At 67.2% G+C, this 14,170-nt stretch carries 9 protein-coding genes and 2 pseudogenes; 5 read left to right on the forward strand and 6 right to left on the reverse strand.

Features of this window, described 5'->3' with window-relative positions:
- Positions 1-2: 2 nt before the first annotated feature.
- The 3 genes and pseudogenes from tam to QM685_RS22510 all read left to right on the forward strand — a co-directional run.
- Positions 3-815, forward strand: coding sequence for a trans-aconitate 2-methyltransferase (gene tam / locus QM685_RS22500; protein ID WP_415119490.1), 813 nt, complete (start codon positions 3-5; stop codon positions 813-815).
- A gap of 233 nt (positions 816-1,048) precedes the next feature.
- A complete protein-coding gene (locus QM685_RS22505; RefSeq protein ID WP_415119492.1) occupies positions 1,049-1,414 on the forward strand; it encodes a hypothetical protein in 366 nt (121 codons plus the stop codon).
- Between the two features lie 95 nt (positions 1,415-1,509).
- A pseudogene (locus QM685_RS22510) lies at positions 1,510-1,989 on the forward strand (porin); the annotation flags it as partial.
- On the opposite strand, the pseudogene QM685_RS22515 reads toward QM685_RS22510, so the two are convergent.
- The 5 genes and pseudogenes from QM685_RS22515 to nirB form a co-directional block, all read right to left on the reverse strand.
- Positions 1,966-2,211 (reverse strand): annotated as a pseudogene (locus QM685_RS22515) (SRPBCC domain-containing protein); the annotation flags it as partial. The pseudogenes QM685_RS22510 and QM685_RS22515 sit on opposite strands and share 24 nt — an antisense overlap.
- 68 nt (positions 2,212-2,279) lie before the next feature.
- Positions 2,280-3,647 carry an MFS transporter gene (locus tag QM685_RS22520; RefSeq protein ID WP_415119494.1) on the reverse strand — a complete coding sequence of 456 codons (1,368 nt, stop codon included), beginning with the start codon at positions 3,645-3,647 and terminating at the stop codon, positions 2,280-2,282.
- Positions 3,648-3,700: 53 nt separating this feature from the next.
- Positions 3,701-7,858, reverse strand: coding sequence for a molybdopterin-dependent oxidoreductase (locus QM685_RS22525; RefSeq protein ID WP_415119759.1), 4,158 nt, complete (start codon positions 7,856-7,858; stop codon positions 3,701-3,703).
- 125 nt (positions 7,859-7,983) lie between these two features.
- On the reverse strand, positions 7,984-8,349 hold the full coding sequence (gene nirD, locus QM685_RS22530) for a nitrite reductase small subunit NirD (protein WP_415119496.1): 366 nt from the start codon (positions 8,347-8,349) through the stop codon (positions 7,984-7,986).
- A gap of 61 nt (positions 8,350-8,410) precedes the next feature.
- On the reverse strand, positions 8,411-10,951 hold the full coding sequence (nirB, locus tag QM685_RS22535) for a nitrite reductase large subunit NirB (protein ID WP_415119498.1): 2,541 nt from the start codon (positions 10,949-10,951) through the stop codon (positions 8,411-8,413).
- Positions 10,952-11,585: 634 nt separating this feature from the next.
- Here nirB and cobA point away from each other — a divergent pair.
- A complete protein-coding gene (gene cobA / locus QM685_RS22540; RefSeq protein ID WP_415119500.1) occupies positions 11,586-12,386 on the forward strand; it encodes a uroporphyrinogen-III C-methyltransferase in 801 nt (266 codons plus the stop codon).
- Positions 12,387-12,431: 45 nt separating this feature from the next.
- Here the strand turns inward: cobA and QM685_RS22545 are convergent, their stop codons facing one another.
- Positions 12,432-13,328: an MOSC domain-containing protein gene (locus tag QM685_RS22545; protein WP_415119502.1), complete on the reverse strand. Its 897-nt coding sequence runs from the start codon at positions 13,326-13,328 to the stop codon at positions 12,432-12,434.
- Between the two features lie 303 nt (positions 13,329-13,631).
- Here QM685_RS22545 and QM685_RS22550 point away from each other — a divergent pair, with 303 nt between their 5' ends.
- Entirely contained in the window at positions 13,632-14,036 is a 405-nt protein-coding gene (locus tag QM685_RS22550; protein ID WP_415119504.1) for a GlcG/HbpS family heme-binding protein, read from the forward strand.
- The last annotated feature ends 134 nt before the right edge of the window (positions 14,037-14,170 follow it).

Below are 14,170 nucleotides of genomic sequence, written 5' to 3' on the forward strand. Positions count from 1 at the left end.
AAATGACGGAGAAAACCGCTGCCGGGCCGACCCCGACCCACGCGGACTGGCAGGCGAAGCAGTACATGCTGTTCGAAAACGAGCGCACGCGTCCGGTGCGGGATCTGCTCGCGGCGGTGCCGGCCGACGGCGCGCGGCGCGCGGTCGATATCGGCTGCGGACCCGGCAATTCGACCGAGATGCTCGCCGCGCGTCTGCCGGGCGCCGCGATCAGCGGCATCGACAGTTCCGCCGACATGATCGCGGCGGCCCGCCTCCGTCTGCCGCAATTGAGCTTCGACGTCCGCGATATTTCGACGTGGGATTCACCCGGTCCCTACGACGTGATCCTCGCGAACGCGGTGCTGCAATGGGTGCCGGACCACGAGCGGCTGTTTCCCGCGCTGGTGGAAAAACTTGCCGCCGGCGGCAGCCTCGCCGTGCAGATGCCCGACAATCTCGACGAGCCGGCGCACCGGCTGTTGCGGGAAGTCGCCGCCGATGGACCGTGGGCGCCGAAGCTGACCGGTGTCGAGCGCACGATGCGCCACGGCCCGGGCTGGTACTACGCGCTGTTGAAACCGCTGTGCGCGCGCGTCGACGTGTGGCGCACGGTCTATCACCATCCGCTTGCGGGCGGCGCCGACGCGGTGGTCGAGTGGTTCAAGGGTAGCGCGCTGCGGCCGTTTCTCGCCGCGCTCGACGACGCCGAACGCCCGGCGTTTGTGCAGCGTTACCGCGACGAGATCGCGAAAGCCTATCCGGCGCTCGCCGATGGCACCGTGCTGCTGCCGTTTCCGCGGCTTTTCATCGTCGCGACGCGCGCGGCGGGCTGACGCCGCCGGACGCCGCCGGCGGGGCGGTTCGCTCGAACCGCCCCGCGCTCTCATTGCCATCCCGCTCCCGCCCCTTCGCTCCTGCGTCCTTTTACCCCGTTCCGTGCGCCGCCGCGCGCCAGGGTAGGTCAGGAATTGCCGCCCGGGAATATCGCGTGCTAATGTTTGTTGAAAGCGGAGGACGGCGGCCTGCCGGCCTCACCGGGAAGCCATTTACCGCAGCGAGCGTCGCCATGAGTGATGTACGCCAACATCTGAGTCCCCGTGACCGCCTGGAGCTGTTGTGCTGGCTCACATGCGGAAGCCTCGGCGCTTATTACCTGAACGAAGACTGGCCCGACGCGGCGTTTCACGTGCAGTCCGCGCACAAGTGGCTCGACCGCCGCGCGCGCGAGGCCGACTGGCTGTGCATCGCGAAGCTGTCGGCCACCGCGGTCGAAATCGCGCGGCGCCACGCGCAGTTCGTCGACACCGACTGGGCGCGCGACGCGGTCGAAGAAATCCTCGATACCGACGAACTTGACCCGCAGGCCCGGCTGGTCAGGCAGGTGCTGGCCGATTGCCAGAACGCGCTCGCGGACAAGCGCCTCGCGGATTAACCTTTTCCCCCTGTTTGCGGCGATTTCGGGGCCATTTTTTGGCCCCGTTGCGTTGCTCCGCCCTCTCCCCGCGCACTTCTGCGTTACCCGATCGCACGGCCACGCGCCGGTACGACTCCGTGGTCGACTATCTCGCGCAGACCACGGCGAACGGCAACTGGGCCGGTTACCTGTTCGCGCATCCGTACGACAACGACAACACCGATAACTCGTTTCGCCTCGGCAATAGCGTGAAGTACGCGAGCCCGGAGATCGCGGGCCTGCAATTCGGCGGCGTCTACAGCTTCAGCAACGACACGAACTTCGCGAACAACCGCGCGTACAGTTTCGGCGGCCAGTACGCGAACGGCGGCCTGCTGATCGCGGCGGCCTATCTGCAGGCGAACAATCCGGGCGCGGGTTCGGCCGGCGCGATCACCGCGAACGACGCGAGCTTCATCGCCGGCCGCATGCGCATTTTCGGCGGCGGCATCAACTACACGTTCGGTCAGGCAACCGCGGGCTTCGCGTACACGAACTCCAACTACCGGGACCCGACCGGCAACGGCTATATCGGCCTGCCGCTCGCGGTGCCCGACCGGCAACTGATCGAAGCCCGATTCGACGATCCGCAGCAGCGTGCCGGACTCGACCTCGGTCAGCTCGAACACGACCAACGTGGTCGGCTCCGGCGTGTAGTTGACGGTGACGTCGATTGCGGCCGGATGCCAGCGCCACGACAGATGATGCTCGGGCTCGACGCGCTCGACGTGCACGTCCATCACCAGGTGCTCGTAACCCGGATGAATAATGCATCCGGCTGCACTTTTTTTTCAACGTATCCGCGCGGCGTTGCAGGAACGGAACGCCGCGCGCAAAGCGCGAGTCATTCGGTCGCATGCGCATGCATCACGCCAGCCTGCATCGACCACGCCATCCACGGCCGGCGCAGTGCGACGATCGCGACGAACGCGCACGCGGACAGCGTGCCGAACGTCGCGAAGCCCATCTGATAGCTGCCGGTGCTCTCCTTCGCGATGCCCATCACGACCGGCAGATAGAAGCCGCCGATACCGCCCGCCGCGCCGACGATGCCCGACATCAAGCCCGTGCGGCCCGCCCAGCGATGCGGCACGAGCTGGAACGTCGCGCCATTGCCGAGACCGAACGCGACATACAGGCACAGCAGCAGCGCGATGCCGCCGGCGAGCGACGGCATCGCGGCGGCGAACACGAAGTCGCCCACGGCGATGATCGCGAGCAGCACGGTCAGCGCGCGCACGCCGGAGACGCGGTCGGCAATCAGGCCGCCGAGCGGACGCACCATCGCGCCGGTCGCGGCGAGCAGCGCCATGAACAGACCCGCGTCGATCTTCGACAACTGATACTGGTTGGTGAGCAGCAGCGACACATACGAGGACATGCCGACGAAGCCGCCGAACGTGATGCTATAGACGAGCATGATGACCCACGTATCGCGTTCGCCGAGCACCGCACGATAGCGTTTGGGCAGCACCGCGATCGCGAGCACCGCGCCGATCACCGGCAACAGCAGCACGCCGGTCTTGCCCGCGCCGAACAGGCCCGCCTCGACGAGCAGCACGAGCACGATCAGCCCGACGAGCGTCGCCGCGAAGCTGCCGAATGCGCGCAGCACACTGCCCGATTTGATGCCCGCGTCGTTGGCCCAGCAATACAGCGTGATCGCGGCGATCGCGAGCAGCGGCAACGCGCCGCCGGCGGCCATCTGCCAGCCGTAGCGCGTCGCCAGTTGCGGGAACAGGAAGCCGTCGAGCACCGCGCCGATATTGCCGGCCGCGGCCAGCCCCAGCACCAGCCCCTGCACTTTCGGCGGATAGTTGCTGCCGGCCATCGGCAACGCGACCGCGAAGCTCGCGCCGCCGACCCCGAGGAACACGCCGAGCACGAGCAGCGTTTCGTACGACGGCACCGACTGCATCGCCGGCAGCACGATCGTCGGCACCGCCGACAGCAGCACGCCCATCAGCGCGATGCGCTTGCCGTGCGCGGACTGATACAGATTGCCGAGCGTCACGCGCAGGATCGCCGCCGACAGCACCGGCACCGCGACGAGCAACCCCTGTTGCGCGGGTGTCATCGCGATGCTCCTGCTGATGAACGGCGCGAGCGGGCCATACAGCACCCACACGGTAAAGCCCGTGTCGAAATAGAGAAAACAGGCGACGAGCGCGCGCCAGTCACCGCTTCGAAGAGAGTGCATTACGTTTTTCATCAAAGGTCCTCACCAGGGTTTGCTTGCATAGGGAACGTTCGTGCGCGGCGCGCTCAGTACACGTCGCGGGCATAGCGTTTTTCGCGCGTCATGCGGCTCACGTAGTCGAGCGCCTTGTCCTCGCTCATGCCGCCGTGCGTCGCGATCACGTCCTTGAGCGCCGCGTCGACGTCGCGCGCCATCCGGCTCGCGTCGCCGCACACGTAGAAATGCGCGCCTTCCTCGAGCCATGCCCACAGTTGCGCGCCGTGTTCGCGCATGCGGTCCTGCACGTAGACCTTGTCGGCCTGATCGCGCGAGAACGCGACGTCGAGCCGCGTCAGCAAACCACTCGCGCGCATCGCCTCGAGTTCGTCGCGATAGTAGAAATCGGTTGCCGCGTGCTGTTCGCCGAAGAACAGCCAGTTGCGGCCGCGCTCGCCGCGCGCGCGCCGCTCGTGCAGGAAGCCGCGAAACGGTGCGATGCCGGTGCCGGGGCCGACCATGATCATCGGCGTGTCGCCCTGATGCGGCGGCCGGAAATGCGCGGACTTCTGCACGAACACCGGCACGTCGATGTCGCCGGCGCGATCCGCGAGAAACGTCGACGACACGCCCTTGCGATGGCGCCGCCCGTTGCTGTAGCGCACTGCCGACACCGTCAGATGCACTTCGCCCGGATGCGCTTTCGGGCTCGACGCGATCGAATACAGGCGCGGCTGCAGGCGCTTCAGCACGCCGGTCAGCTCGGCGGCCGTGACGCTCACCGGGAATTCGTGCAGCACGTCGGCGAGCTGCTGCCCCCACAGCCATTGCTTCAGATCGGCCTTGCGCGCGGGCGTGAGCAGATCGCGCAGCGCGCCGTTGCTGCTGTGCGCGGCGACGAACGCGAGGGCTTCCGCGCTCGGGCGCGCGATCTCGTAGTGCTTGCCGAGCGCGTCGGCGAGCCGCACGTCGCCGATGCCCGCCACGTGTACCGGTGCATCCGCGGTCAACCCGCTCAGCGTGATCAGTTCGTCGACGAGTTCGGGACAGTTGCTCGGCCACACGCCGAGCGCGTCGCCGGCTTCGTATTCGAGGTTCGCGTCGCCGATGCGCAGCGACACGCAGCGCGTGTCTTTTGCGGCGCCCTGGCGGTTCAGGCGCAGATTGCCGACGAGCCGCGACGCGGCCGGCCGCGCCCTGCTCGGCACCGCGCCCACCACCGCGTTGATCATGCCGCCCGGCGGTACCGCATGGAGCGCCGCATCCTCTTCCTTGATGCGCGCGATCACGCGTTCGAGCCATGCATCGGCGAGCGGCTGGTACTCGGTATCGCAATCGACGCGCTCCATCAGACGCAGCGCGCCCTGCACGCCGAGCCGTTCGTCGAGACGGCGGCCGTGGCCGCAGAACTGCTCGTAGTTGCGATCGCCGAGCGCGAGCACCGCGAAGCGCACGCCGTCGAGGCGCGGCGCATCGTCCGCATTCAGTTGCGCCCAGAAATCCTGCGCGTTGTCGGGGGGATCGCCGTCGCCGAACGTGCTCGTCATCAGCAACACGTATTGCGCTTTCGCGAGCGTCGCGAGCGGATAGTCCGCCATGCACGCGGTGCGGATTTCGAAGCCGGATTCCATCAGGCGCGTCGCGTAACGTTCGGTCAGCGATTCGGTGTTGCCGGTTTGCGAGGCCCACAGCAGGGTCACTTTCGGGCGCGCGCGCACGATGCGTACGCCCGATTCGCGCGGCTCATCGGTTTGCACGGCGTTGGGCAAAGCCGTGGCCGGCGCTGTGGTTGTGGTGATGCCCGTTGCCGGGCTGCGGCTATAGAGTCCGGCCAGCAGGCCGTCCACGTACAGCCGCGTGGCCGGATCGAACGGCGCGCCGTGCGGCAGCACCGGCACGCTTTCGATGCCCTGTGCTTCGGCTGAACGCAGCCCGCTGACGAAGCCGGACAGATACGCGCGTTCGGCATCGCTCAGCGACGGCGCGGATTCGGGCGGCAATTGCAGCAGGATGTTGAGGGCGTCGATACGAGGCATGGGCTGATCCTTGGCGCTCGGCGTGCGAGCAACTGCGTGGGTGTCCGCGCCGATGTCCGAATGAGCGGCGGCGTTTGCGTCATCGCCGTCGGATGCGTTCGCGGCGTTTTCAACCGTCACCGGGCTCAGCGCAACCGCGCAGAATTTGAATTCGGGCTGCTGCGAAACCGGATCGACCGCATCGTTCGTGACCGCGTTGATGCACAGGTCGTCGCCGAATACGTCGTTCCAGTGCATCGGCGCGAAGCAGTTGCCCGCGCTAACGCGATCGGTGACGACCGCGGGCAGGATCGCGCGGCCACGGCGCGAACGGATCTCGACCGGCGCCTTCGCGCGGATGCCGAGCGCCGCCGCGTCTTCCGGATGAATCTCGACGAACGGCCCCGGGTTCAGCTTGTTCAGCATCGCGACCTTGCCGGTCTTGGTCATCGTGTGCCATTGATGCTGCACGCGGCCCGTGTTCAATACGATCGGGAATTCGCCGTCGGGCAATTCCGCCGCGGGCGCATAGGCGCGCGCGAAAAACTTCGCCTTGCCGCTCGCGGTCGGAAACGCAATGCGAGGATGGCTGCCGTCGTCCAGTTGCCTCGGCGTCTGGCTCACGCCGTCATTCAGATAGCGAACCGGATTGCGCCCGGCGCAATCGGCGGAAGCCAGCGGCCATTGCAGCGGCGTGTCCTTCAGGCGCCGATGACTCGCGCCGCGCAGGTCGTAGCCGGTCGCCGGATTCGACGCGCGCGTGATCTCGGCGAACACGTCGGCGGCGCTCGCGTAGGTGAACGCGTCGGCAAAGCCCATCTCGCACGCGATGCGCGCGATGATCCGCCAGTCGGGCAACGCCGCGCCCGGCGGCTCGATCGCCTCGCGCATCAGCGTCAGGTTGCGCTCGGAGTTGACCATCACGCCTTCGGCTTCCGCCCACAGCGCGCCGGGCAGCAGCACGTCGGCGTAGCGGTTCGTCTCGGTGTCGAGGAACGCGTCCTGCGCGATCACGAGTTCGGCGGCGCGCAAACCGGCGATTGCGTTCTGCCGGTTCGCGACGGTCGCCACCGGATTCGTGCAGATGATCCAGCACGCCTTGATGTCGCCCGCCGCCATGCGCGCGAACAGGTCGATCGTGCCGTTGCCGGCGTCGCTTTTCAGCGTGCCGGGCGCGATGCCCCACAGGTCTTCGACAAACGCGCGGTCCTGCGCGACCAGCGCCGAACGCTGCCCCGGCAAACCCGCGCCCATGTAGCCCATTTCGCGGCCGCCCATCGCGTTCGGCTGGCCCGTCAGCGAAAACGGCCCGCTGCCGCGCCGGCAGATGCGGCCCGTCGCCAGATGCAGATTGCAGAGCGCATTCGTATGCCACGTGCCGTGCGTGCTCTGGTTCAGGCCCATCGTCCAGCAACTCATCCAGTCGTTCGCCGACGCGATCATTTGCGCGGCACGGCGGATATCGTCGGCGGCGAGGCCGGTGATGCGCGCGACGTTCTCCGGCGTGTAGTCCGCGAGAAACGCGGGCATCGCGTCCCAGCCTTCGGTAAATCCGGCGATGAAAGCGGCATCCGTTGCGCCGTTTTCGTGCAGCAGATGCAGCAGGCCGTTGAGCAGCGCGAGGTCGGTGCCGGGCTTGATCCGCAGGAACAGATCGGCCTTCTCCGCGGTCGTGTTGCGGCGCGGATCGACGACGATCAGCTTCGCGCCCGCCTTCACGCGATCCATCATCCGCAGGAACAGAATCGGGTGACAGTCGGCCATGTTCGCGCCGCTGACGAAGAACAGATCCGCATGATCGAAGTCTTCATACGAGCCGGGCGGCCCGTCGGCGCCGAGCGACAGCTTGTAGCCGCTCGCCGCGCTCGCCATGCACAGACGTGAATTCGCCTCGATGTTGTTGGTGCCGATAAAGCCCTTCGCGAGCTTGTTGACGAGGTATTGCGCTTCGAGCGACATCTGCCCGGACACGTAGAACGACAGCGCATCCGGGCCGTGTTCGTCGACGATGCGCCGCAGCCGCGCCGCGGTGTCGCTGAGCGCCTGCGCCATCGGCAGCGGCACCGGGTCTTCGTCGCGCGCATGACGCACGAACGCGCTTTCGAGACGGCCGGACCTGCGCAGCGCGACGTGCGCCGACTGCCCTTTCGTGCAGAGCCGGCCGAAGTTGGCCGGGTGCTCCTTGTCGCCGGAGATCTTCACGACCTGGCCGTCCTTGACGTGCAGCACCATGCCGCAGCCGACGCCGCAATACGGGCACACGGTTTTTACGTCGGCTTTTATGTTCGCGGAAGACATGGGCGGATCACGCGGCTGGGAATCGGAACCAATCGGAACAATCGAGCACTAGCGCCGCGTCAGACCGCGACCCACACCTGGCCGTTTTCGACGCGCGCGGCAAACGCGCTGACCGAATACGCCGGCGTTTCGAGGCATTCGCCGGTGCGCAGATCGAAGTGATGCTTGTAGATCGGCGATGCGACCACGACGCGCTCGCCGAGACTGCCGACCAGCCCGCGCGACAGCACCGCCGCGTGCGAACCCGGATCGAAGTTCCCGATCGCGTAGACGGCGGGCGCGGCGTTCGCGTCCACGGCGCCGCCCTCGACGTGAAACACCGCGACCTGCTCGCCGTTCACCAGCGCGCACACGCCGGTGTTCGGCACGATGTCGTCGAGCGGGCAGATCGCGGTCCACGCGCGGGGCAAGTGTTCGTTCTTCATGGCTGGAATCCTTGATGAGGGTGCGAAATAAAGCGGTGGCAACGCAACTTCAAACGCAACGTCAGACCGGCTCGGCGACGACCGGAATCGCAACGAGCCGCGCCTGCCGTTCGGCGGGCGTCGCCGGCCGGATCTGGCCGCGTTGCTCGACGAACGCGACATTGCCGTCGGACTCGCTGCTGTTGACGAAATGGCGGAAGCGCTTGCGCGTGTCGGGATCGGTGACGGCCTTCTTCCATTCGCATTCGTACGTGTCGACCACATGCTGCATCTCGGCTTCGAGTTCCGCCGCGACGCCGAGGCGGTCGTTGACGATCACGTCGACCAGATAGCCGAGCCCGCCTTCGAGGTTGTCGCGCCATACGCTGGTGCGTTGCAGGCGATCGGCGGTGCGCACGTAGAACATCAGGAAGCGGTCGATATAGCGCACGAGCGTCGCGTGATCGAGGTCGGCTGCGAGCAGTTCGGCGTGCCGCGGCTTCATGCCGCCGTTGCCGCACACGTACAGGTTCCAGCCCTTCTCGGTGGCGATCACGCCGACGTCCTTGCCCTGCGCTTCCGCGCATTCGCGCGTGCAGCCCGACACACCGAACTTGATCTTGTGCGGCGTGCGCAGCCCCTTGTAGCGGTTCTCGAGTTCGACCGCGAGGCCGACCGAATCGCCGACCCCATAGCGGCACCAGGTCGAACCGACGCACGACTTCACCGTGCGCAGCGATTTGCCGTACGCGTGGCCCGACTCGAAGCCGGCTGCAATCAGCTCCTCCCAGATCGACGGCAGTTGCTCGACGCGCGCGCCGAACAGGTCGATGCGCTGACCGCCGGTGATCTTCGTATAGAGGCCGTATTTCTTCGCGACCTGCGCGACGGCGATCAAACCGTCGGGTGTCACTTCGCCGCCGGCCATGCGCGGCACGACCGAATAGGTGCCGTCGCGCTGGATGTTCGCGAGGTAATAGTCGTTGGTGTCCTGCAACGACGCGTGCTCCTTCTTCAGCACGAATTCGTTCCAGCACGAGGCGAGGATGCTCGCGACCACCGGCTTGCAGATATCGCAGCCGAGACCGTGCCCATGCTTCGCGAGCAGCGCGCCGAAACTGCGCAGGCCCTCGACGCGCACGAGGTGATAAAGCTCCTGGCGCGAGTACGGAAAGTGTTCGCAGACGTGGTTGTTGACCGCGAGCCCCTGCTTCTTCATCTCGGCCTTCATCACCTGCGTGACGAGCGGCACGCAGCCGCCGCACGAGGTGCCCGCGCCGGTCGCGCCCTTCAATGCGCCGATATCGGTCGCGCCCGCGCACACGGCCGCGCACAACTCGCCCTTCGATACGTTGTTGCACGAGCAGACCTGCGCGGCGGCCGGCAACGCCTCGACGCCGAGCGCCGGTTTCGCGTGACCGTCCGCTTGCGGCAGGATCAGGAACTCTGGCGCTTCGGGCAGCTCGATCCGGTTCAGCATCATCTGCAGCAGCGTGCCGTATTCGCTCGCGTCGCCGACCATCACGCCGCCGAGCAGATATTTGCCGCACTCGGACACGACGAGCTTCTTGTAGATCTGCTTGCGTTCGTCGCTGAACTGATATGCGCGGCTGCCCGGCGTGTTGCCGTGCGCGTCGCCGATGCTCGCGACGTCGACGCCCATCAGCTTCAGCTTGGTGCTCATGTCGGCGCCCGCGAATCCGGCGGGGTCTCCCAGCAACTGCTTCGCGACCACGCGCGCCATCTCGTAGCCCGGCGCGACGAGCCCGAACAGTTGGCCATGCCACAGCGCGCATTCGCCGATCGCATAGACGTGCGGATCGCTGGTGCGGCACGCGTCGTCGATTACGATGCCGCCGCGCGCGCCGAGTTCGAGCCCGCAGGCGCGCGCGAGATCGTCGCGCGGACGAATGCCCGCCGAGAACACGATCATGTCGGTGTCGAGATGGCTGCCGTCCGCGAACTGCATGCGATGCGTGCCCGCTTCGCCGTCGACGATCGCCGTGGTGTTCTTCTGCGTATGCACGGTGACGCCGAGCGCTTCGATCCGGCTGCGCAGGACGCGCCCGCCGCCGTCGTCCACCTGCACAGCCATCAGACGCGGCGCGAATTCGACCACGTGGGTTTGCAGCCCCATGTCGCGCAGCGCCTTCGCGCATTCGAGACCGAGCAGCCCGCCGCCGACGACCGTGCCCGTTTTCGCGCGCGCGCCGCAGGCGCGCATTGCTTCGAGATCGTCGAGGGTCCGGTAGACGAAGCAGCCGGCGCGCTCGCGGCCCGGCACCGGCGGCACGAACGGAAAGGAACCGGTCGCGAACACGAGGCGGTCGTACGGCAGTGTCTCGCCGGTCGAGACCGTCACCGTGCGCGCGTCGCGATCGACCGCGACCGCTTTTGCGTTCAGCTTGAGCCGCACGTTATGACGTTCGAAGAAACCCGGCTCGACGAGCGACAGATCGTCGGCGGTCTTGCCCGCGAAGAACTCGGACAGATGCACGCGATCGTAGGCCGGCCGCGATTCCTCGCATAGCACCGTGATGTCGAGATCGTGCGCGGCATCCTGCGCGAGGCATTCGATCAGCTTGTGGCCGACCATCCCGTGACCGATAACGATGATTTTCATGAGCGCGCTGTCCTCTGGCCTGGTGCGAAAGCGGTTGCGGAAATAAAAACGGCGTCCCGCGAATCCAGCCGATGGCTGAATCCGGGGGACGCCGTTGTCCTGTTCGGTCATGCAGTGGCGCGTGCGGTTGTGCTGCAAGCGCGACGGACCCGCGTTGGTCCGATGGCGACGCTTAACGCAAAGGCTGTGCCAATTGTGATGAATACGCCGGGAAACACTGTGGCGAGGGGCTTTGCGGAATCTTCGTCCGCTTCGGACCGCGCCGGGCGCGCGACACGTTTTGATGCGGAGAAGCACAGCGATGGTGCGACGCAGCACTGTGCGCGTGCGAAACGGGAGCATGCGTGCGTGGCCTGGCCGGGGTGTTTTCACTGCTCGCTCAGTGCTCACCGAGGCTCGCGCACGCATCGCCGCGCGATGGCGTGGTCCTTGCATGAACGATGCGCAACGTCATTGCGGCAACGTCGCTCGATGACCCGGCCGAAGCACAACGCAGTGCATCGGTCCGTTTGAATCACCTCGACGGGCAGTGCAATGGACAACGGCGTCCCTTCGTGACTTTCACGAGCGGACGCCGTTTTTTTATCCGCGAAAAACAGACAGAAGCAGAAGCATGCAACCCAAGGACACCACGATGAAGACGAACACCGGCAAGGTCACGTTACTGAGCGCGGGCCCCGGCGATCTCGACCTGCTCACGCTGAAGGCCGTCAAGGCGCTGGCCGCAGCCGATGTCGTGCTGCTCGACGAGCTTGCGAATCCGGAGATCACCACGCTTGCGCCACAAGCCCGCGTGATTCGCGTCGGCAAGCGCGGCGGCTGCCGCTCGACACCGCAGGCGTTCATCGAGCGCCTGATGCGGCGCTATGCGCTCAAGGGCTTGCATGTGGTGCGCGTGAAGGGCGGCGACGCGCTGCTGTTCGGCCGCGCGGGCGAGGAACTCGCGATGCTGCGCGACGCGGGCATCGCGGTCGGGATCGTCAACGGGGTTTCGTCGGGCTTCGCGGCCGCCGCGGGGCTCGGCATGTCGCTCACGCATCGCCGGCATTGCCACGGCGTGAGCTTCGTCACCGCGCATACCGAGGACCACGGCGAGCCGGACTGGGCCGCGCTCGCCGCGACCCGCACGACGCTGGCGATCTATATGGGGATGCGGCGCGTCGGCAAGATCGCCGCTGCGCTGCTCGCGCATCTGCCGGCCGATACGCCGGCGGCGATCGTGCAATGGGCGGGGGGCGCCGATGAACGGCGGCTGTTGACGCGACTCGATCGGCTCGCCGACGATGCCGTGAGCGCGGGCTTCGGCAGTCCGGCGGTGATTCTGGTGGGCAGCGCGGTTGGCGAGAGCGTGGAAGCGCGTTACTGGCAACGTGAGCCGGGATGGGACGCAGCCCCGGATGCCCGGCCCGTGGAAGCGGTCGCGCATGCGGCCTGACGCGCGACCCGAAATCAGCCAGGCTGGGCGAGCCCGCCGCGACACTCAATCGCCAAACCCCAACTCCGCGTCGACTTCCTGCCCGATCCGCAACCACGCCCCCGCGCCGCTCGCGACGAGCGCATTGTTGCCGAACGTTACGGCGCCGCCGAAGCGCGCATTGACGCGATAGCCGAGCATCGTATCGGTCGGCTCGTTCGGCCACTCGGGATCGGGCGCGCCGCGCGCCTGATCGATGGTCGGCATCGGGCAGCGCGCGCACAGCTTGACGAGCCGCAACTCGACGCGCGCATCGCCCTGCGCCGCGTCGCCGTTCGCCCCGGCATCGGCGCTCAGCGTCTCCACGTAGTCCTCCTCGTACGCATCGAGGCCGGTCAACACGATGTTCGGACGGAAACGGTCGATCCTGATCGACGGCGCGCCCTTGCCGTTCAGCCGCGCATTGAGGTCGTCGAGCGACGCCTGGCCGACGACGAGCAGCGGAAAGCCATCGGCGAAAAAGGTCGTGGCGCCGCCGGTGCTCGCGGTATAGCCGGGATCGACGGTGCGCTCGCGCTCCGGATCGAAGCGCAGCAGCCGCGCCGGCAGGCCGAGAAATTCCGTGCACCACGCGGCGGCTTCGTCGCCGGTATCGAGGCCGTAGGCCGCGTCGCGCCAGACGATGGTATCGACCTTGCGCGCCGCGGCGAGCCGCGCGGCATCGAGCGGGGTGCGCAGCTCGCGCATGCCCGGCGCGCGCACGATCAGGTCCTGCTCGCCGATCTCCACCCGGATCAGCGCCATGCGCGGATAGGCGCGCTGCGTGAACATCGCGCCCTGGGGATCGGTGATCATCCAGTTGCGGTCGTATTCGAGGCCCGTCGCCAGCAGGCGTGCCTCGCGCAGCGCGATGCCCGCGCAGGATTTGATCGGGTAGACAAACAGCTCGCTGATGGTCGGCATGGTCGGACAGCGCGTGGGGAAGCGCGTTCTTGGGTCAAGACGCGATTGTAAGGCGCTCCGCGCGCGGACTTCCAGTGGTGGCGTTGCCGGCTTTCCACCCGCGCCCCGCGCGGCGGGAGCACATCGGGAAGAACGGCTCCGAGGCCGCGTTGCGCCGCGGCCCAGGGAAGCCGCCGTTTCGCCCCGCCGCGCGTGGAAGTAGAATCTTTCGCTAGCGCGCCCGCGACAGGCGCCGCATCACCACCGGTCGCTGGATGGAACCCGTAGAAGCCTCCCTACCCTCACCGAGACAGGAAATTCATTATGCAGAGCAAACCCGTGTTGACCGTGACCGAGACGACCCGCATCCTCGACGCCGCCCGCGCGGAAGCCGAGAAGAACAAGTGGGCCGTCTCGATCGTGATCGCCGACGACGGCGGCCATCCGCTCGCGCTGCTGCGGCTGGACGGCAGCGCCCCGTCGAGTTCGTATATCGCAACCGAGAAGGCGCGCACCGCGGCCCTCGGCCGGCGCGAAACCAAGGTCTATGAAGACATGATCAACAACGGCCGCACCGCGTTCCTGAGCGCGCCGCTGCTCGGCACGCTCGAAGGCGGCGTGCCGGTGATCGTCGACGGCCAGGTGATCGGCGCGGTCGGCGTGTCGGGCGTCAAGTCGGATCAGGACGCGCAGATCGCGAAGGCCGGCATCCAGGCGCTCGCGGGCTGAAACGCGCGGGCCGGTCAGCGTCTTTCACCCGTTTCGAACCGGCACGCCGCCGCGAGGCAGCGTGCCGGCGGCAGCAAAGCAACCCCGTGGCACAACACGGACCGATGCCCCCTCACCGGTCCCATAACAGATGG

The sequence above is a fragment of the Paraburkholderia sp. genome, assembly GCF_047605525.1.
Classification (GTDB): domain Bacteria; phylum Pseudomonadota; class Gammaproteobacteria; order Burkholderiales; family Burkholderiaceae; genus Paraburkholderia.